The 17544-nt window shown below is 67.6% G+C and carries 15 protein-coding genes and 2 tRNA genes; 12 read left to right on the top strand and 5 right to left on the bottom strand.

Going from position 1 to position 17544, the window contains the following annotated elements:
* The first annotated feature begins 534 nt into the window (after positions 1-534).
* The 3 genes from K8556_RS37210 to K8556_RS37220 are packed head-to-tail and all read left to right on the top strand — an operon-like array spanning position 535 to position 6105.
* The gene (locus K8556_RS37210) at positions 535-2838 is read left to right on the top strand and encodes a VapE domain-containing protein (protein ID WP_223744886.1); all 2304 of its coding nucleotides are present in this window, start codon (positions 535-537) and stop codon (positions 2836-2838) included.
* 28 nt (positions 2839-2866) lie between these two features.
* Positions 2867-4156 carry a RecB family exonuclease gene (locus tag K8556_RS37215; protein WP_370640029.1) on the top strand — a complete coding sequence of 430 codons (1290 nt, stop codon included), beginning with the start codon at positions 2867-2869 and terminating at the stop codon, positions 4154-4156.
* Positions 4157-4158: 2 nt separating this feature from the next.
* Positions 4159-6105, top strand: a complete 1947-nt coding sequence (locus K8556_RS37220) for a helicase (RefSeq protein WP_223744888.1) — start codon at positions 4159-4161, stop codon at positions 6103-6105.
* Here the strand turns inward: K8556_RS37220 and K8556_RS37225 are convergent.
* Entirely contained in the window at positions 6102-7562 is a 1461-nt protein-coding gene (locus K8556_RS37225) for a hypothetical protein (RefSeq protein WP_223744889.1), read from the bottom strand. The two genes, K8556_RS37220 and K8556_RS37225, sit on opposite strands and share 4 nt — an antisense overlap.
* A 201-nt stretch (positions 7563-7763) precedes the next feature.
* Between K8556_RS37225 and K8556_RS37230 the strand changes: the two genes are divergently transcribed.
* From K8556_RS37230 to K8556_RS37255, 6 genes are all read left to right on the top strand, one after another.
* On the top strand, positions 7764-8294 hold the full coding sequence (locus tag K8556_RS37230; protein ID WP_223744890.1) for a hypothetical protein: 531 nt from the start codon (positions 7764-7766) through the stop codon (positions 8292-8294).
* Between the two features lie 84 nt (positions 8295-8378).
* On the top strand, positions 8379-10391 hold the full coding sequence (locus K8556_RS37235) for a DNA polymerase (RefSeq protein WP_223744891.1): 2013 nt from the start codon (positions 8379-8381) through the stop codon (positions 10389-10391).
* Positions 10392-10424: 33 nt separating this feature from the next.
* Positions 10425-11834, top strand: a complete 1410-nt coding sequence (locus K8556_RS37240) for a DNA methyltransferase (RefSeq protein ID WP_370640030.1) — start codon at positions 10425-10427, stop codon at positions 11832-11834.
* Positions 11831-12358: a hypothetical protein gene (locus K8556_RS37245; protein ID WP_223744892.1), complete on the top strand. Its 528-nt coding sequence runs from the start codon at positions 11831-11833 to the stop codon at positions 12356-12358. The genes K8556_RS37240 and K8556_RS37245 overlap by 4 nt, the downstream gene beginning before the upstream one ends.
* 2 nt (positions 12359-12360) lie before the next feature.
* The gene (locus K8556_RS37250; RefSeq protein WP_223744893.1) at positions 12361-12588 is read left to right on the top strand and encodes a helix-turn-helix domain-containing protein; all 228 of its coding nucleotides are present in this window, start codon (positions 12361-12363) and stop codon (positions 12586-12588) included.
* A complete protein-coding gene (locus tag K8556_RS37255; protein ID WP_223744894.1) occupies positions 12585-13799 on the top strand; it encodes a site-specific integrase in 1215 nt (404 codons plus the stop codon). The genes K8556_RS37250 and K8556_RS37255 overlap by 4 nt, the downstream gene beginning before the upstream one ends.
* Positions 13800-13846: 47 nt before the next feature.
* Here the strand turns inward: K8556_RS37255 and K8556_RS37260 are convergent.
* Together K8556_RS37260 and K8556_RS37265 are read right to left on the bottom strand one after the other, a co-directional pair.
* Positions 13847-13920, bottom strand: a tRNA-Leu gene (locus K8556_RS37260).
* 27 nt (positions 13921-13947) lie between these two features.
* Positions 13948-14023: transfer RNA gene (locus K8556_RS37265), tRNA-Pro, on the bottom strand.
* 297 nt (positions 14024-14320) lie between these two features.
* Here K8556_RS37265 and K8556_RS37270 point away from each other — a divergent pair.
* The gene (locus tag K8556_RS37270; RefSeq protein ID WP_223744895.1) at positions 14321-15472 is read left to right on the top strand and encodes an LOG family protein; all 1152 of its coding nucleotides are present in this window, start codon (positions 14321-14323) and stop codon (positions 15470-15472) included.
* 10 nt (positions 15473-15482) lie between these two features.
* On the opposite strand, the gene K8556_RS37275 is transcribed toward K8556_RS37270, so the two are convergent.
* Positions 15483-16067, bottom strand: a complete 585-nt coding sequence (locus tag K8556_RS37275; protein WP_223744896.1) for a ThiF family adenylyltransferase — start codon at positions 16065-16067, stop codon at positions 15483-15485.
* Between the two features lie 11 nt (positions 16068-16078).
* Positions 16079-16327, bottom strand: a complete 249-nt coding sequence (locus tag K8556_RS37280; RefSeq protein ID WP_206798963.1) for a hypothetical protein — start codon at positions 16325-16327, stop codon at positions 16079-16081.
* A 141-nt stretch (positions 16328-16468) separates the two neighbouring features.
* On the opposite strand from K8556_RS37280, the gene nfi reads away from it, so the two are divergent.
* Positions 16469-17185 carry a deoxyribonuclease V gene (nfi, locus tag K8556_RS37285; protein ID WP_223744897.1) on the top strand — a complete coding sequence of 239 codons (717 nt, stop codon included), beginning with the start codon at positions 16469-16471 and terminating at the stop codon, positions 17183-17185.
* Positions 17182-17397, top strand: coding sequence for a DUF2905 domain-containing protein (locus K8556_RS37290; RefSeq protein WP_223744898.1), 216 nt, complete (start codon positions 17182-17184; stop codon positions 17395-17397). Before nfi ends, K8556_RS37290 begins: the two co-directional genes overlap by 4 nt.
* Positions 17398-17544: the final 147 nt, after the last annotated feature.

Consider the following 17544-nt stretch of genomic DNA (forward strand, 5'->3'; position numbering starts at 1 on the left):
GGAATGCCGCCCGCAGAGAGTGAAACATCCGCTTCGTGAGACATGCCGAGGCGGCGCGCGGCTCGCGTCTGGGGGTTCGTCCCCCTCCGCATCGGGTGCGGGCGGGCGCCACCGGGCGCAGCGCGGGCCACCGCACTGACAGGATGTTTCACGGGCTCGGGGACTTGAGCAGTCTTCGCCATTCCCCCCTTCAATGGGGGCAACTCTCCGGCGTGGCTCAGAAAATCGGCGTCGGCGCTGGAGAGTGCGGCAGGGAGGCGGCCCAGGCGCAGCCCCTGCACACACACCACTCTCGTTCTCTATCTTCCGTAGAGAAGAGAAAGAAAAAGAGAAATACATATACGCATACACGCGCGTCTATAGGAGAGAGGAAACACACCCTTGTGTGTGGTGCTTGAGGTGCAGCCCTCCGCGCCCCGCCCCTGCCGGGCAGCTTTCGTCAGCCACCCGCGAAAAGTGCCCCCATTGAAGCAGGTGAGCCCCCGTCCATGCCGGACGCGGCCCGCTGCCGAGAGGCTGGAGCACCCCTTCCGCATGAAAATCGCCTTCTACACGTCCACCAAGGACAACAAGCCCCGTCACGCGGAGTTGGACTGGACGCAGCTGCGCGCCCTTCTCACCACCCACCGCAGGAGCCAGTGCCCCAAGACGCCCTGCGACAAGAAGTGCCCCGCGAAGGACGGCCTCGCCTGGAGTCCCGTGGACATCGGCGAGCACCGCAACAAGGACTTCGTCAACGCCGTGACGCTGGCCGTCTTCGACCTGGACCACCTGAAGGCCGAACAGCTCGCCCCCCTCAACGACTTGGAGAGCAGCGGCTACGCCTACGCCCTGCACACCACGCACAGCTACCGGCCACCCCTTTTCTCGCTGCGGCTCATCATGCCGTTGAGTCGGCCCGTGCTCCCGCGCGAGTGGCCCACGGTGCGCGCCGCCGCCGAGGCCATGCTGCGTGTCCCGGTGGACCCCGCCACGAAGGACTTGTCGCGCATCTACTTCCTGCCCGACGCCCCCGAGGGCGCCGAGTGCTTCGCGGAGAGCGCGGAAGGCAAGCCGCTGGACGTCGACGCCCTCCTGGCATCGGCGCGCACGCGCCCGTTGCTGGCCGTCCCTCCGCCCGTGGCGCCATCCAGTCCCGTGGACTCGGAGTCCGGCGCGCTGGACATGCAGCACCTCTCCACGTTGCTTCGCCGCCACGCGCGTCCGGAGAACAAGGCCCTCATCGCCCGGGTGCTTCGCGGCGAAGCCCTGGCGCCCATCGGCAGCCAGGACACCACCCTCCAGCAGCTCATGAGCACCGTGGCCTTCTGCCTGCCCAACAACACGGCGGACGCCGCCATCGTGGAGTTGCTGCGCCCCTGCTTCGCGGCCACGGACTGGGGCGAGGGCACCGAGCACCTGGTCGCCGAGGCGCTGAAGAAGCTGCACCGCGCTCGCGCCCGGAAGGTGGAGCGCGACGAGAAGCGGCTCGCGGAGAACCATGCCCTCGCCGCGCTGCTGGAAACGCCCGCCCAGCCGCTGCTTCCCGTGGACGAGGGACAGCCAGCCCCCGAGGCCTGGGGGAAGGCGCTGCTCACCTACGAGACTCGCGACGGGGAAACGCGGCTTCGCAACTGCGAGGCGAACATCTACGCCATCCTTCTCCACTCCCCGGAGTGGCGCGGCACGCTGCGCTTCAACGAGGTGACGAAGGAAATCGAGCACGCGGGCAGCCCCTTGCGCGCGGACGTGCACCAGGACGGCCTCGACGCGGAGATTGCCGTCTGGCTCCAGGGAAGCAGCTACGGACGCCTCGGCCTCATGCCGCGCCCGGCCCAGGTGCGAGACGTGCTCCGGCAAGTCGCCCATGCCAATGCCTACGACCCGCTGCGGGACTACCTGGAGGGTCTCGTCTGGGACGGGACGCCGCGCATCGACGCCTTCCTGGAGCGTTACCTGGGCGCCAGCGGCGACACGGAGCACCTGCGCACCATCGGCCCCAAGTGGCTCATCAGCGCCGTGGCGCGGGCCCTCAAGCCGGGCTGCAAGGTGGACACGGTGCTGATTTTGGAGGGCGCCCAAGGCCTGCGGAAGTCCACCGCGTTCCGGGTGCTGGCGGGCGCGTGGTACAGCGACGCGACGCTGGACATCGGCCACAAGGACTCCGCTGCGCTCGCGTCGCAGTTCTGGGTGATTGAGCTGGCGGAGCTGGACGCCGTCCGGCGCGCGTCGGACGTGCAAGCCCTCAAGGCCTACGTGTCGCGCAGCGAGGACACCTACCGGCCACCCTACGGGCGCGTCACGGTGCGCACGGCGCGGCGGTGCGTCTTCGTCGGCACCACCAACAGCGAGGAGTACCTGCGTAACGACCCCAGCGGCTATCGGCGCTGGTGGCCGGTGCGGTGCACGTCCATCGACATCGAGGCACTGAGGGCAGACCGGGCGCAGCTATGGGCGGAGGCCGTGGCGCGCTTCCAGAAGGGCGAGAAGTGGTGGCTCACCGAGGAGGAGGCCGCCCGCGCCGAGTCCCAGGCGAGGGAGCGCAGCGAGACGCCGAATGACGGGAAGCGCGACGCCATCGTCCAGTGGCTGCTGCGCATGCCGCCCGCGCGCCGGCCGGTGGAGGTGCCCCTGCTGACGGTGGCGGAAGAGGCCCTGAGCGTCCTCAAGGGCAACCTCAACGCGGTGACAGACCGGGAGATCGCCAGCGTCCTGCGGGACCTCGGCTTCCGCAAGCGCATCCAGAGTGTGGCCACCGTGCGGCGGCGCGTCTGGGTGGTGCCCGAGGCGCTGCGCACCGCGCCCGAGGAGCGAGCGCCCGCGCTCGTCAACACGGGAGCGCAATTCGAGCGCGATTGAAGCCACGGCTGGAAGTTGCCCCCATTGAATGGGGGTGAGTCTCGCCCGCGAAGCACCGAAGTCCCACGCCGTTGAAGACGGCATCCTCCGCTACCTGTCCGCCTCGCAACTGCGAAGGTTCGCCCTCTGCGAGCGCGCGTGGTTCTTCGCCAAGGTGCTCCGACTTCCCGAGCGGCCCTCCAAGGCTCGGGACGTCGGCACCGCGACGCACGCGCAGTTGGAGCACTACCTGCGCACGGGCGCGGATGTGCTGGGGCCTGTCGCTGCGGCCGGCAAGCACCTGCTCCCCGAGCCGGGGCCGGACTTGCTGGTGGAGGAGCACTTCGGCGAACCCTCGCCCCTCTTCGCGGATGGCGTTCCGCTCACCGGATTCATCGACCTCGTCAACCCGCGACACCTCGCCCAGGGCGTGCTGCGCATCACGGACCACAAGACCACGTCATCCATCGCCCGCTACGCCGCGACGCCCGAGCAGCTCGCCTCCGCCGCCCATGACGCCGGCATCCAGATGGTGGGCTACGGCTACTGGGCTGTCCTCGCCGCCGAGCGCTTCCCGGGGCTGAAGCGGCTGGAGTTGGAGCACCTCTACTTCCAGACGCGCGGTGCGCGGGAGTCCCGCTCCGTCGTCGCCACCGTCAGCGCCGAGCACGTCCGCGAGGAGTGGCGCGCCCGAATCGACCCGATGGCGCGCCACATGCGCGACGTCGCTCGGGCCACGTCCCCCAACCAGGTGAAGCCCAACTGGGGTGCCTGCCAGAAGTACGGCGGGTGCCCCTTCCAGACGCAGTGTCTCAACACGCAGTCCCAAGGAAAGCCGCCCATGTCCCTCGTCAACCGCCTTACGAAGTCCGCCACGTCCACCGCGCCGACCCCGACTGCCCCCGAGCAAGAGCTGGCCGCCGTGCTGCCTCCCGATGCGCCCAAGAGCGATCCGGCGCTCGCGTCCGCGCCGGCCAGCGACGAGGCTCCGCGCCGCAAGCGCCGAACGAAGGCGGAGATGGAGGCCGCGCACGGCCTGTCCCTGTTCGTGGACTGCGTGCCCAACTGCCCCGCCGAGCCGCTCGCCAGCTACGTCGGCCGCAAGGTGGCGAAGATTGAGCAGGAGTGCGGCGTCGTGGACATCCGCGTCGCCCCCAATGACTCGCCCCTTGCCTACGGGAAGTGGAAGGGCGTCCTGGCCGCCACCATCCGCGCCGAGCCTCCCGAGCCCGGCACCTACGCCGCGCTGGGCGTGGCGGGCAGCGAGTTGATGCAGGTGGCCGTGGAAGCCCTGGAGCCTCTCTGCGGCGCGGGACACTTCGTCCGGGGCGTGCGGTAACCGTGGGCCTCCTCCAGCGCTTCGGCGTCACGCCACGGCCGTCCACGCCCCAGGACGGTGCATCCGTCGCGGTGGACTTCTCGCGCACTGGCCGCTCGCCCGTGGGTTGGTCGTCGGACCTCTCGCGCATTCTCGCGCTGCCGCGCCGCGACCTCGCCACGTCCTACGCGGCGGCGGACCTCGAAGCACTGGAGTCCCAGCTGCGCGCGCCTCCGGGGCCGTGCAGTTGCGCGCCGCGTCCATGCCCCTCGCGGCTCCGGCGCATCCAGGCCCTGGCACTGCTGGAGGCCTCGCGCGTGGGCGGACTGCTGGGGCCCATCGGCACTGGCCACGGAAAGGAGCTGACTACCTTCCTCATGCCCATGGTCATGCCGAGCTGCCGCGTGGCCTGCCTCTTCATCCCCGCGAGCCTCCTGCCCCAGTTCAACGCGGAGTGGGACTACTACGGCGCGCACTGGCGCCTTCCCAACCTCGCGGGCGGACGGTGGTTCTGGCCCGGCCGGCCGGTGCTGCACGTCATCACCTACAACAAGCTCTCCAGCCAGGAGGCCACGAACCTCCTGGAGCGCATCCGCCCGGACCTCGTCATTCTCAACGAGGCGCACAACCTCAAGGACCCCAAGGCTTCGCGCACCGGGCGCTTCCTCCGCTACTTCGAGAAGCGTCCGGAGACGAGGCTCGTGGCGCTGTCCGGCACCTTCGCGTCCAAGAGCATCAAGGACTACGCGCACCTGTCGCGGCTGGCGCTGCGCGAGGGCTCACCCCTACCGCTCGCGCACCACGTCGTGGAGGAGTGGGGCACGGCGCTGGACCCGGGCAAGGTGGTGGCTCCACCCGGCGCACTGGAGCGTCTGTGTGAGCCAGGGGAGCACGTCCGCGAAGGCTTCGGGCGCCGCCGCAACGACACGCGCGGCGTGGTGGCGACGGAGGAGAGTGCCCTGGACAAGCCCCTCGTCATCCGCCCGCGCCACCTGGGCCCGGTGCCGGCCGAGGTGCTGGCCTTCATCGAGTTGGCGCACGCGGGAGAGCGTCCGGACGGGGAGCAGTTCCAGGAGCAGCTCCAGGCCATGGCCTGCGCGCGGCAGCTGTCGGCCGGCTTCTTCCACCGCTGGCGCTACCCGAGGGGCGAGCCACCGGAGCTGGTGGAGAAGTGGTTCGCGCGGCGGAAGGCGTGGAACAAGGAAGTTTGGGAGGAGCTGAAGGGCAAGCGACGCGAGCACCTGGACTCACCGGGGTTGCTCACGAAGGCCGCCATCCGCGCACACCTATCCCCGCCCTACGAGGGCGACAAGCCCGTCTGGGAAGCGGAGACGTGGCGGGACTGGGCGGAGATTCACGATGAGGTCCAGCCCGAGCCCGAGGCCGTCTGGGTGTCGGACTTCCTGATTCAGGATGCGGCGGAGTGGGCGCGCTCGCGGGTAGGCATCGTCTGGGTGGAGTTCCCGGAGCTGGGGGAGCGCATTGCCCGCGCGGCTGGAGTGCCGTACTACGGCGGAGGCTTGGCCGCGTCCGAGGCCATCCTCATGGAGAGCGGCCGGCGCTCCATCGTCGCAAGCATCAAGGCCCACGCGACGGGGAAGAACCTCCAGCAGTTCTCCCGAAACCTCGTGGTGACGCCGCCCTCGGATGGGGCCCTCTGGGAGCAGCTCCTCGCACGCACGCACCGCCCAGGACAGCGGGCGGCGTGCGTCGAAGTGGAGGTGTGCCTCCATACCGAGGATTACGCGGCGGCCTTCGTAACCGCCCGGGAGCGCGCGCTGTTCATCCAGCAGACGGACGGGCAGTCGCAGAAATTGCTCTCCTCAACTCACGATGAGCCGCCAATTCCAGAGGAGCGAAAAGGGACCCAAGCATCTTTGGACCTACGAGCTGTGGGGCGAGCCTCCAAAGGCATGCCCGCCCAACAATGGAGCGCTGGGGCCCCGAAAGACTCTCCAGCGGCCTGCTAGCGCATTCGGTATCCGACATAAATCTCATGAAGTCGAACAAACGAATCCACCAACATCCAGAACGAGAGCTCGCCAACGCACAGACACTCCACGTCACCCCCAGTCGCCTCCTCAGTCCAATACGCAGTCTCACTATACATCATTCCATCACAAAGATATCCAGCAAGATTCGAGTCAATCTCGTTTGCGCCAAGCTGGTCTCTCACGCCGCTGCTGATAACTTCCCGCATGTAGGCGACAGCTCCAATGTCCACTCCTGTCGGCGAAGACCGCACTAGGTCGTTCGCCCAGGCGGACAGCGCCAGTCCAAGCTTCTGCCTGGCGCTAGCAACCGATCTATTTTCTTCATAATCATTATAGACTTCACGAAATGAAACCAAACGTTTCAAAAGCCCAATAAGCTCACCAACTTCCTCAACTTCCGACTGTCCTCCTCCCGGATAAATCTCCTTTCTATCCATCCCCCTCAAAATTCGAACCACTCCATCAACCACTATCCGCCAACTAAAATACTGCTCAAGCTCCAACCCCACCCCGAGCCTAACAATCCTCGACTGCTCAGATGGGACCGACCTCGCTCGAATAATCACCTCGGCAAGAGACAATCCGAAGTCAACTAATCCAATCCCATAGCGCTCAAGCCGCAGTAACTCCATGCGAACATCGTCGCCATGAGTATGAAGGCATCGCACCTCATATGCCCGACGAACCCAGCACTCCAATCCCTCCCAAAAATCACCACTCAAATCAAGGGAACCAAGCTCACCCTTAAGGCAAGCCAAAAGATAGTCATCACGACCACGTAGACTCGAGCCCCATGGATATGGAAAGTGAAACATCGACTCAAAGCCAGACCAAATCGTCTCAACGTCGTCAAATGGAGATGAGAAGTAATGGGTTTCATATCTGGCACGATGAAAGTGGGACATCGCCACGACAATTGATTCACGCCTGGGCTTTTTGAGTTCCTCGGTGAACCAGGGCACGTATCTCTCAATCTGCCTCTGATTGAGACGGATAGTGCGCATATATACTGTTGGATAGAATTTATCCCTGCGCGGCGACGTGTGATTGCGGCTAAACTTCCCCTCCCGCACAAACGGCTCATCCAAATCATTGTTCTGAGGAAGAGGCCATGTTTCGAACGCCCACGAATCCGACGCACGACTGCCAGACAGCCAGAGCATCGTCGAAAGCGCATTTACGACATCTCTAAACTGCGAAAATGAAGCATGGCCACGATCTCTTCTGCTGAGCAAACTCGCACGCGCACCCACTGGGCTTCCGCCGCTATTTCTGTACGAGTTGGTAAATGCACTGCGATCCGCGCCAACAATCTCCAGCCACATTTCAGCTGTATTTGGCCAAATCTCATACTCGCCAAACAAGAATCGAGAGTCGGTCCAGACGTACGGCAAGATCGAAACGTTCTGCCCCACATCAACCAAGTCCTGCATTCTTTTTCCTCGTTTAGAACAACGTCATGCCCGGATACTGCCATGAGAATGGAGGCTGCTTTGCGGCTAGGTCGTGCGAGACACCGTCACAGCGCCAAACGGCTCTCCCAAGACTATCCCAAGCCACTCCCGGAAGTTGCCCCCATTGAAGCAGGTGAGGACGTCCTTCCGGCGTCCCACACCCAACGGGAGCAAAGGGACATGAACAACGCAGCCCTCGCACGCATCGTCAGCGCCCAGGCGCAGCTCGGCGCGCAGTACCTCAAGGCTGGCCGCTACCGCCTGGAGGTGCAGTCCATCCGCACCAAGGACGGCTTCAAGGGCCTGTCGGCCATCGCCGAGCTGAAGGTGGTGTCCGCCGAGCGGACGCAGACTGCCACCGAGCCCAACCGCATCGGGGCCGTCGTCTCCTACGTGGAGAACCTCTCCGACGTGAAGAAGAACGGCGGCGGGCGCTTCAAGGCCTTCGTCATGGCCCTGGCCGGCGCCGAGGAGGCGGAGCTGTCCCTGGAGCAGCTCGCCAAGTTCACGGGCGACTTGCAGGCCGGCGCCTTCCTGCCCATCGACTGCGAAGTCTTCCCCAAGGTGCTGCCCGAGAAGGACGGCAAGCCCGGGAAGGTCATCGAGGGCTACCGCTGGAGCACCGTCACGCCCACCGACGCGGAGCTGGCCGCGCTCGACGACAAGCGCGCCGCCGCGAAGCTGCCTCCCCTCGCGAACGCCTTGGCGTAGCCCGCCGCTTTCCCTCCATCGCTGACATGTTTGGCGCGCTCCCCACGCGCCACGGCTGGCCCACGTCACGGGCCTTTCGGTGTTGTGCCCACCCTCTTCAGCTTCGACACCGAGACGCACCTGATTCAACCCGGCCTCCTCGCCCCGCCACTTGTCTGCGCCTCCGTCGCGGACGCGGCCCCGGGGAGCGAGCGCCTCCTCTCCGCCGCCCAGGCACGCGAGTGGTTCCGCGAGGCCATCGCATCCCCGGGCGTCCACCTCACGGGCGCGAACCTCGCCTACGACCTGGGCGTCATGTGCGCGGACGACGCGCGGCTCGTGGACTCCGTCTTCGACGCGGCCGACGCCGGGCGCCTGCATGACGTCGCGATCCGCGAGGCCCTCATGGACATTGCCCGAGGCCTCCACGGCGTGGACCCGGAGACGGGCCGCCCCCTGGACGACGACGAGGGAGCCCGCTACCAGCTGGCCCTCCTGGTGAAGCGCCACCTGGGCCTCGACATCAGCGCGGAGAAGCACGCCCCGGACGCATGGCGCTTGCGGTACGCGCAGCTCGACGGCGTCCCCCTGGAGGAGTGGCCCACCGCCGCCGTGGACTACCCGAAGCGCGACGCCCGCTTCACGCTCGACGTCCACCACGCCCAGGAGCGCGACGCCACCGACATCCCCAACGGCGGCAACCTCCATGCCGAGGGGCACCAGGTCCGCGCAGCCCTGGCGCTGCACTTCGCCTCCCTCTGGGGCCTGCGCACCCACGGTGGGCGCGTCGCCGAGCTGCGCCAGCGCGTGGAGGCGGAGTGGAGTGCCAACCGCGCCCGCTTCCTCGCGGCGGGCATCTTCCGGCCCGATGGCACCAAGGACTCGAAGCGCCTCTCCGCCCTCGTGTCCGCCGCCTACAACGGCCTGCCGCCCGTCACGTCGCCCACGGAGCGCTTCCCGGACGGGCAGGTGGCCACCGACAGGGACACGCTCCTCGACTCAGGGGACCCACTGCTGGAGGAACTGGGCAAGGCCGGCAAGGTGGACAAGTACCGCTCCACCTACCTGGGCAAGCTGGAGGCTGGCGTCACGCGCCCCCTCAACCCGCGCTTCAACGTGCTCGTGTCCACGACGCGCGTCTCCAGCGACTACCAGCAGCTGCCCCAGCGCGGCGGCGTCCGCGAGTGCCACGAGGCCCGCCCTGGCTTCGTCTTCTGCTCCGTGGACTACGCCGGCCTGGAGCTGCGCACCATGGCCCAGCGCGCCCTCTGGGAGGTGGGTTGGTCTCGCATGGCCGAGGCCCTGCTGGCGAAGGAGGACGTCCACACCTCTGCCGCCGCCACCTTCCTCGGCGAGAGCTACGCGGCCCTGCTGCCTCGCGTGAAGGCGAAGGAGGCCACGGCCACGTCCTTCCGCTCCCTCGCGAAAATCTTCAACTTCGGCAAGGGCGGCGGGCTGGGCGCGGGCGGCATGGCCTACCACGCGCGGGCGAAGGACGGCGTCCGCTTCTGCCAGTTGGCGAAGGCTGCGGAGGCATGCGGAGTGGAGCGCGTGCCGGTGCGCGTCCAGGGCAAGGTGAAGATGGTGTGCGCCGCTTGCGTGGACGTCTCCCGGTACTACGGAGACAGGTGGATGCAGGCATGGCCCGAGCAACGGGAGCTGTTCCACCGCGCCAGCCGCCTCACCTACGGCGGGCGGCTGGTGGACGTAATGATTCCCGGGGCCAACATCCTCCGGGGCGGGTGCGGCTACACGCAGTGGCTCAACACCCCTTTCCAGGGCCTGGGCGCCGTGGGCGCGAAGCTGGCGACGTGGCGTGTGTCCCGGGAGATGTATACGGACCGGCGCTCCCCCCTCTGGGGCTCGCGACTTGTCCTCATGGTGCATGACGAGTTGGTGGCGGAGCTGCGCGCGGACTGCCCCAATCGCCTCCACGACGCGGCCGAGCGCATGGCGCACCTCATGCGGCAAGCCATGAGGGAGACGACACCGGACCTCGCGGGCGCCATCGAGGCCGAGCCCGCCCTCTCGCGCGTGCTGTCGAAGGAAGCAGCAACGCTGCGCGACGCCTCGGGGCGGTTGCGGGTGTGGGAGCCAGCGGAGAAGGCCGCCGCGTAAGCCACGCCCAGAAAGTACCCCCATTGAAATGGCGTGAAGAACGAACTTCTCGCCGAACGAGCCGCCCTCTTCCTTGGGGACGCCGCGCATGTCGCCCAGGTGCTCGCGCCTGACAGCATCGACTCCATCGTCACTGACCCGCCCGCCGGCATCGGCTTCATGGGACGGGAGTGGGACAGCGACCGTGGAGGCCGTGAACAGTGGATTGGATGGCTCGCGGGAGTCATGCGCGAGGCGCTCTACGTCCTCAAGCCAGGGGGCCATGCCCTGGTTTGGGCATTGCCGCGCACTTCGCACTGGACGGCAACGGCGCTGGAGGATGCCGGCTTCGAGGTGCGCGACATCATCATGCACCTCTTCGGCACGGGCTTCCCGAAGTCCCTCGACGTCGCGCAGGCCATCGATAAGCAGCGGGACGACCGGCAGGCTATCCTCGCCGTCACCCGATGGATTGCGGAGGCACGCGACCGGGCGGGCCTCACCAACGCGCAAATTGATGCGGTCTTCGGACTCAACGGCATGGCAGGGCACTGGACGACCCAGGGCGCCCAGCCGTATGTGCCGCATGAGGACTACTGGCCAACGTTGCTGGAGTTGCTCGGCGTCAACGAGGTGCCCGAGGAGATTCGCAGCCTCGCGGAGAGGCTCATCTCCGACAAGGGCAAGCCCGGCCCTGATTGGTTTCGTCGGCCCGTAACGGGAACTCACACGGCTGCTGCCGCCGGCACGCGCTGGCGCGCGAACAACGGATTCAAATCAAACCCCACACCCTCCAGCCGCCGTGACGTTCCTGCGACGGACGCCGCGCGGAAGTGGCAAGGCTGGGGTACAGCGTTGAAGCCGGCCGCCGAGCACTGGATCCTCGCGCGCAAGCCTCTCGCAGGAACCGTCGCGAAGAACGTCCTTCACCACGGGACGGGCGCCCTCAACATCGATGGCTGCCGGACGTTGGAGCGCCCGTCGTCAAGCCGCACCACGGACGGAGGCCTCGGCCGTTGGCCCTCGAACGTCACGCTCGACGAGGATGCAGCGGCGCTGCTTCCTGGAAGCGCATCCCGTGTCTGCTATGTCGCCAAGCCCTCGCGCGCTGAAAGGGACGCCGGTTGCCAGCATCTTCCCCGCCGAACCGGCGCCGAGGCATGCGGCAGGACGGAAGACAGTGCCGGCCTGAAGTCACCTCGTGCGGGAGCGAACTCCGGAGGTGGCCACAACTTCCATCCCACCGTGAAGTCCATCGCGCTCATGCGCTGGCTGTGTCGGCTGGTGACTCCTCCTGGCGGCGTCGTGCTCGATCTCTTCGCAGGCAGCGGCTCCACCGGCATCGCTGCTCTCGCTGACGGCTTCGAGTTCATCGGCATCGAGCGTGAGCCCGAGTACCTGGCGCTCGCGCGCGCACGAATTGAGCACGCCCTGGAGCAAGCACGGCGCGAGGTGACGCCGTGAAGCTCGTTGCCATCGACCCGGGGCTACGCCATTGCGGTGTGGCCCTCTTCGACGTCCCCTCTGGCGCGCTTCTCTGCGCCGGGCTGCCGAGGAACCCCGCGCCGGCCCCCGGCGAGCTGTCCCTGGCCTCCTGGGCGTCCATGGCCAGCGCAGTCCAGGAGTGGCTCCGGCCACGCGTCGGCGACGTGGCATTCCACCTCGTCATCGAGCTGCCGCGCGTCTACGCCGCCGCCCACCAGAAGGGCGATCAGAACGACCTCATCCAGCTTGCCGGCGTCGTCGGCACGCTGGGCGGGGCCCTGGCGCCAGTCGCGGACCGCCGCAGCGTCTACCCGCGCGACTGGAAGGGCACCCTCGACGCGGACGCCTTCATCGAGCGCATCAAGCAGCGCCTCGACGCGGGCGAGCACCTGCGCGTGGAGCTGCCCGCCACGCGCGATCTCCACCACAACGTCTGGGACGCCATCGGCATCGGGCTGCACGCCCTCGGCCGGCTCGCCCCCCGTCGAGTCCTCCCGAGGTAATCATGTCCGAGCCCACTTCTTGTGCCCCGGAAACCATCCCCGTCTTCCTCACGGTGGACGAGGCCGCAACGCTGCTGCGCGTTAACCGGAAGACGCTCTACGAGGCCATCCGCCTCGGGCAGGTGCCCGGAGTCGTTCGCCTCGGAAAGGCCCTCCGCATCCGCCGTGACGTCCTGGTAGGGTCGTCCGTGGGTCAAGGCGGTCCTGCGCTCAAGGAGAAGCAGTCATGAGCGTGAGACTCAGGAAGTACAACGACAAGAATGGAAAGCCTCAGCAGGTGTGGTTCGTAGACATCAAGTTCAAGCACGCGAACGGGAAGGTCGAGCGCGTCCGCAAGGACAGCCCGCTCAACACCCGCCGTGGTGCCGAGCAGTACGAACGCGACGTCCGCGCGGCCCTCTTGATGGGAACTTTCGGGAAGGAGCGGCAGTCCGTCGCGACGAAGGAGGATGCAAAGTCTCTGACGCTGAACGATTTCACGCAGAGCTTCCTCACCTACTCGGACAACAACAACAAGCACTCCACTGTCGTCAGTAAGCGGCAAATCCTCCGGGACCATGTCCTCCCGTTCTTCGGGGAGATGGCATTGGATGCCATTGGTCCCGCCAAGATCGAGGATTTCAAGGCCGCCATGAAGAAGAAGTCCCCGGGGCGGGGAAGGCTCTCGGACAATCCGTCCAAGAGAGCACTCCGCAGACGCACGGGTTCAAAACAGAAGACCGTCAGCCTGAAGACCATCAACAACGCCCTGGCCGTCCTCGGCAAGCTGCTCAATCTCGCGAAGGAGCAAGGCGTCCTGGCACACGCTCCCGACATGAAGCTCTTCAAGGTGAAGAAGCCGGACTTCGACTTCCTCTCCTTCGAAGAAGTGGAACGGTTCATCGAATCCGCCACACCCCAGGATGTAGCCCTGCTGACGACGGCCCCAAAGACCGGCCTTCGGCAGGGTGAACTCATCGGGCTCCAGTGGCCGGACATCGACGTCGTCCGCGCCAAGCTCCACGTCAAGCGGACCGTCTGGCGTGGCGTCGAAGGCCCCCCCAAGGGCGGTAGTGCCCGGACGGTAGACCTTCCACAATCCGTCGTGGACGCCCTCAAGGCCCACCGGCACCTCCGAGGCCCCTATGTCTTCTGCCTGGAGAACGGTGAGCGCCTCACCCCGGGCAAGATGAATGCGCCGCTTCGGCGTGCCCTTCGGGCGGCCGGCATCACCCGCGAGGTGGGGCAAATTGGTTGGCACGATCTGCGCCACACCTATGGCAGCCACCTTGCCATGAGGGGCGTGCCGCTGAAGGTCATCCAGGAGTTGATGGGACACGCCACCATCGAGATGACGATGCGGTACGCGCATCTCAGCCCCGAGGTGAAACAGGACGCGGTGAAGCTCCTGGACGGCCCCGTGCTGGAGAGGGGCAATAGGGGGGCAATGACCGGAAGCTAAAAAAGCAGAAGGCCCGTAACCCCTGAGGATTACGAGCCTTCTTGAAGTGCCGAAGGCGGGATTCGAACCCGCAACCTCCGCGTTCTGAGCGCGGCGCCTCTACCCATTGGGCTACCCCGGCGGGGTGTGTCTTGGATTGGCTTAGAAGTCGGGATGACTGGATTCGAACCAGCGACCTTGCGCGCCCGAGGCGCACGCTCTCAACCAGGCTGAGCTACATCCCGATGTCTGGGGAAACCTTCGAGGGACGACCCGGACACGACAAGGGCCGGGTCCCCTCTCGGGAACCCGGCCCTCGTCACGCCATCCCGGGTCACCGGGGGCGGGTGCGAGCGTCAGGTCCCGGGCGCACTGCCACGGAAGGATGCGGTGGCCAGCTCCAGGTTCTCCAGAGCGGTCACCTTCGTGGCGGGGCGCTGCGGGTCCAGCTCATTCAGGCTCTGCATGGGGCATCCCTCCTTTCTGGGGAGGAATGACGGGGCGATGATGCCGCTCCTGACACGCACCCTGCGGAGACGCCCATGACGGAACTCGAGACCCTGGCTGCCTTCGAGCAGCACCTTCGCGAAGGCCGCAGCCTCTCCAACGTCATCCTCCAGGGGCTGGACCTGCGCGCGTGGGGCGACGCGCTGCTGAAGGCGGACCTCACCGGCACCGTCTTCCTGGGCTGTCTCCTGGAGCCCGCGACCCTGCAACAGGTCCTCGCGCGGGGCGCCATGGTGTTCCCGCCGTTCTCCGGGCTGCCGTACTGCCCGTACCGCGGCAGCCTCTACACGCCGGAGGAGCTGTACGCGGGCTTCGACCCGACCCGCCCGGACACCTACGCGGACACGCTGGACGCGCGCATCTACGCGCACTGGAACTCGCGCGGCGGGGCGCACCCGCCCTCCATCCTGGAGACCCTGGCGCAGCGGCTTCACGACCACGCCATCAGCGACGCGCTGGAGGAGGCGCTGCTGAACCAGGGCAGGCCCCGCCGGGTGGTGGCCATCATGGGGGGCCACTCCATGCTGCGGGGCCAGGAGGACTACCGCTCGGTGGCGGAGCTGGCCCGCTCGCTTTCGCGCCTGGGCTTCTTCCTGGTGAGCGGCGGCGGCCCGGGCGCCATGGAGGCCACGCACCTGGGCGCGTGGTTCGCCGCGCGGCCGGATGAAGAGCTGGACGCGGCGCTCGCGGTGCTGGCGCGGGCTCCGTCCTACAAGGACCGCGACTGGCTCTCGCGCGCCTTCGAGGTGCGCGCCACGTGGCCCCTGCGCGACGCGGCGGCGATGGGCGACAGCCTGGGCATCCCCACCTGGCTCTACGGCCACGAGCCGCCCAACCCCTTCGCCACGCGCATCGCGAAGTACTTCGCCAACAGCGTGCGCGAGGAGGGTCTGCTCACCATCGCGCGGGGTGGTGTCGTCTACTCACCCGGCAGCGCGGGCACCGTGCAGGAGATCTTCCAGGACGCCTGCCAGAACCACTACAACACCGTGGGCGTCATCAGCCCCATGCTCTTCCTGGGGCGCGAGTTCTGGACGAAGACGCGGCCCGTGTACCCGCTGCTGGAGCACCTGGCCCGGGGGCAGGAGTACTCGCGCCACCTGCTCCTCACGGACTCACAGGAGGACATCGTCCAGGCGCTCGTGCGCTTCGACGATGAGCGCGAGGCCCTGGCGCGGGCGGGCTGACCGCGACGGCTCAGCCCTGACCCGCGACCGGGGTGACGGCGTTCAGGTTCACGAACGCGTCCCGCTTCACGCCGTGCTCGAGGAAGTCCTGCACCGCCCGCGCGAGCGTCGCGGCCAGCAGGCCCAGCAGGGGCAGGTGCTCGCCGCCCTCGCAGGTGGCCTGGCCCTGCGTGTCCTCGGCGTCGGGCGTGAAGCGTTCATCCCAGCGCACCAGCCCGAACGTGCCGTCCGCGGACACCGCGCCGTGCACCAGCGGCGTGCCCGTCTTCCGGGTGTGGTCGCTGAGCAACTGGCGGCTGTCCTGGTTGTCGAAGGCGTCCACCAGCAGGTCCGCGCCCTTGCAGAGCGCCTCCACGTTGTCGCGCGTGAGGCGCACGCCGAAGGACTCCGCCTTCACGCCGTGCAGGTTGTGCAACTGGAGCTTCAGCGCCTCCGCCTTGTTTCTTCCGACGGACGGCTTCACGTAGGCCTGCGACAGCAGGTTCTTCGACTCCACGCGGTCGAAGTCGATGAACACCAGCGTCGCGTCCAGGTTGCGGCACAGCAGCGCCGCCGTGGACCCGATGGCCCCCACGCCACAGAAGACGATGCGCATGGTGGCCGCCCTCAGCACGCCCCGAAGGGCACCTTCGGACGCAGGTAGATGCGCTCCTCGCCGTGCGCGCCCCGGAAGCGGTCCACGACGTAGTGCTGGAAGGCCTCGTCCCCCAAATGGAAGCGGTGCAGGCCCGGCACTCCGCCCGAGCGCACCAGCTCCACCGCGATGCGGCGCACGTCCGCGTCGCTGATGTGCCGCTCCAGCTCCACCGGCACGTCCGCCGAGTGTCCGTCATAGGTGATGTTGAGCGTCGCCATGGTCGCGTGCCTCCAGGGAAGGGAACCCTGGCCCGGGACGACGCCCCCAGGTGCTTCCTGACAACCCGGCCAGTCAGGCGGGCCCGGCGGGTCACCTTCCAACCGGAGGATGCACAGTGTTGGGCTCACGGGAGGAGACGCATGGAGTCACCGCGAGCACCGCACCCCTGGAACGTCACGCCCACGGAGGCCGTGGCGCTGCAGAAGCGCCTGCGCGAGCAGCTCATCCTCGAGCCGCCTCCGGGCCTGCGCATCACCCGCCTGGCGGGCGCGGACATCTCCACGGAGAAGGGCAACGACACGGGCTATGGCGGCATGGTGGTGCTCGACGCACAGACGCTCCAGCCGGTGGCCCACGCCGTGGCCACGGCGCCGCTGACGTTCCCCTACGTCCCCGGCCTGCTGTCCTTCCGCGAGCTGCCGGTGCTGGCCGCCGTCTGGGAGCGGCTCACCGTCCGCCCGGACGTGCTCGTCTTCGACGGCCAGGGCACCGCGCACCCGCGGCGGCTGGGCATCGCCTGTCACGGGGGGCTGCTGTTCGACATCCCCTCCATCGGCTGCGCCAAGTCGCTGCTGGTCGGCACGCCCGGAAAGCTCGCGGAGCGGCGGGGCGCCACGTCCCCCATCACCCACAAGGGCGAGGTGGTGGGCATGGCGGTCCGCACCCGCGCGGGCGTCAGCCCCGTGTATGTCTCCCCCGGTCACCGCATGGACCTGGACACCGCCGTGGAGTGGGTGTTGAAGGCCAGCCCCCGCTACCGTGAGCCGGAGACGACGCGCCACGCGCACCGGCTGGTGAACGCCTTCCGCCGCGCGAGAGGCGAGGCCGCGGAGCTGGAGGAGGGGAGTCCCGGATGAAGCCCGTGGGGTTGATGCTGGTGGTGGCGGGCCTGGGGCTCGCCGTCGTGGGCCTGCTGGTGTGGGCCGGCGCCTTCTCCTGGTTCGGCCGGCTGCCCGGGGACATCCGCGTGGAGAGCGGCAACACGCGCATCTACGCGCCGCTGGCGTCCATGTTCGTCATCTCCGTGCTGCTGAGCCTGGGCGCCTGGGTGGTGCGCCGCCTCCTCTAGGCCCGAAGCCTGTCCACGGCTTGAGAAGGCGAGAACCCGGACGGGCCGCCCTGCCGGAGGCGCGCTGGAGAAACCTGTCCGACAGGAGGTCTGCGCGGAATAAGCAGTCCTACGAGCCGCATAGAGGTGGGGTGACATCGCAAGAAG

This window comes from Corallococcus sp. AS-1-12 (assembly GCF_020036995.1).
Lineage (GTDB): Bacteria > Myxococcota > Myxococcia > Myxococcales > Myxococcaceae > Corallococcus.

Excerpts from the sequence above, each read along its gene's own strand:
- K8556_RS37230 (WP_223744890.1), top strand. The coding sequence starts at position 7,764 with ATGAACAACGCAGCCCTCGCACGCATCGTCAGCGCCCAGGCGCAGCTC.
- nfi (WP_223744897.1), top strand. The coding sequence starts at position 16,469 with ATGGAGTCACCGCGAGCACCGCACCCCTGGAACGTCACGCCCACGGAG.
- K8556_RS37290 (WP_223744898.1), top strand. The coding sequence starts at position 17,182 with ATGAAGCCCGTGGGGTTGATGCTGGTGGTGGCGGGCCTGGGGCTCGCC.
- K8556_RS37250 (WP_223744893.1), top strand. The coding sequence starts at position 12,361 with ATGTCCGAGCCCACTTCTTGTGCCCCGGAAACCATCCCCGTCTTCCTC.
- K8556_RS37270 (WP_223744895.1), top strand. The coding sequence starts at position 14,321 with ATGACGGAACTCGAGACCCTGGCTGCCTTCGAGCAGCACCTTCGCGAA.
- K8556_RS37280 (WP_206798963.1), bottom strand. The coding sequence starts at position 16,327 with ATGGCGACGCTCAACATCACCTATGACGGACACTCGGCGGACGTGCCG.
- K8556_RS37255 (WP_223744894.1), top strand. The coding sequence starts at position 12,585 with ATGAGCGTGAGACTCAGGAAGTACAACGACAAGAATGGAAAGCCTCAG.
- K8556_RS37275 (WP_223744896.1), bottom strand. The coding sequence starts at position 16,067 with ATGCGCATCGTCTTCTGTGGCGTGGGGGCCATCGGGTCCACGGCGGCG.
- K8556_RS37210 (WP_223744886.1), top strand. The coding sequence starts at position 535 with ATGAAAATCGCCTTCTACACGTCCACCAAGGACAACAAGCCCCGTCAC.
- K8556_RS37225 (WP_223744889.1), bottom strand. The coding sequence starts at position 7,562 with ATGCAGGACTTGGTTGATGTGGGGCAGAACGTTTCGATCTTGCCGTAC.
- K8556_RS37215 (WP_370640029.1), top strand. The coding sequence starts at position 2,867 with ATGGGGGTGAGTCTCGCCCGCGAAGCACCGAAGTCCCACGCCGTTGAA.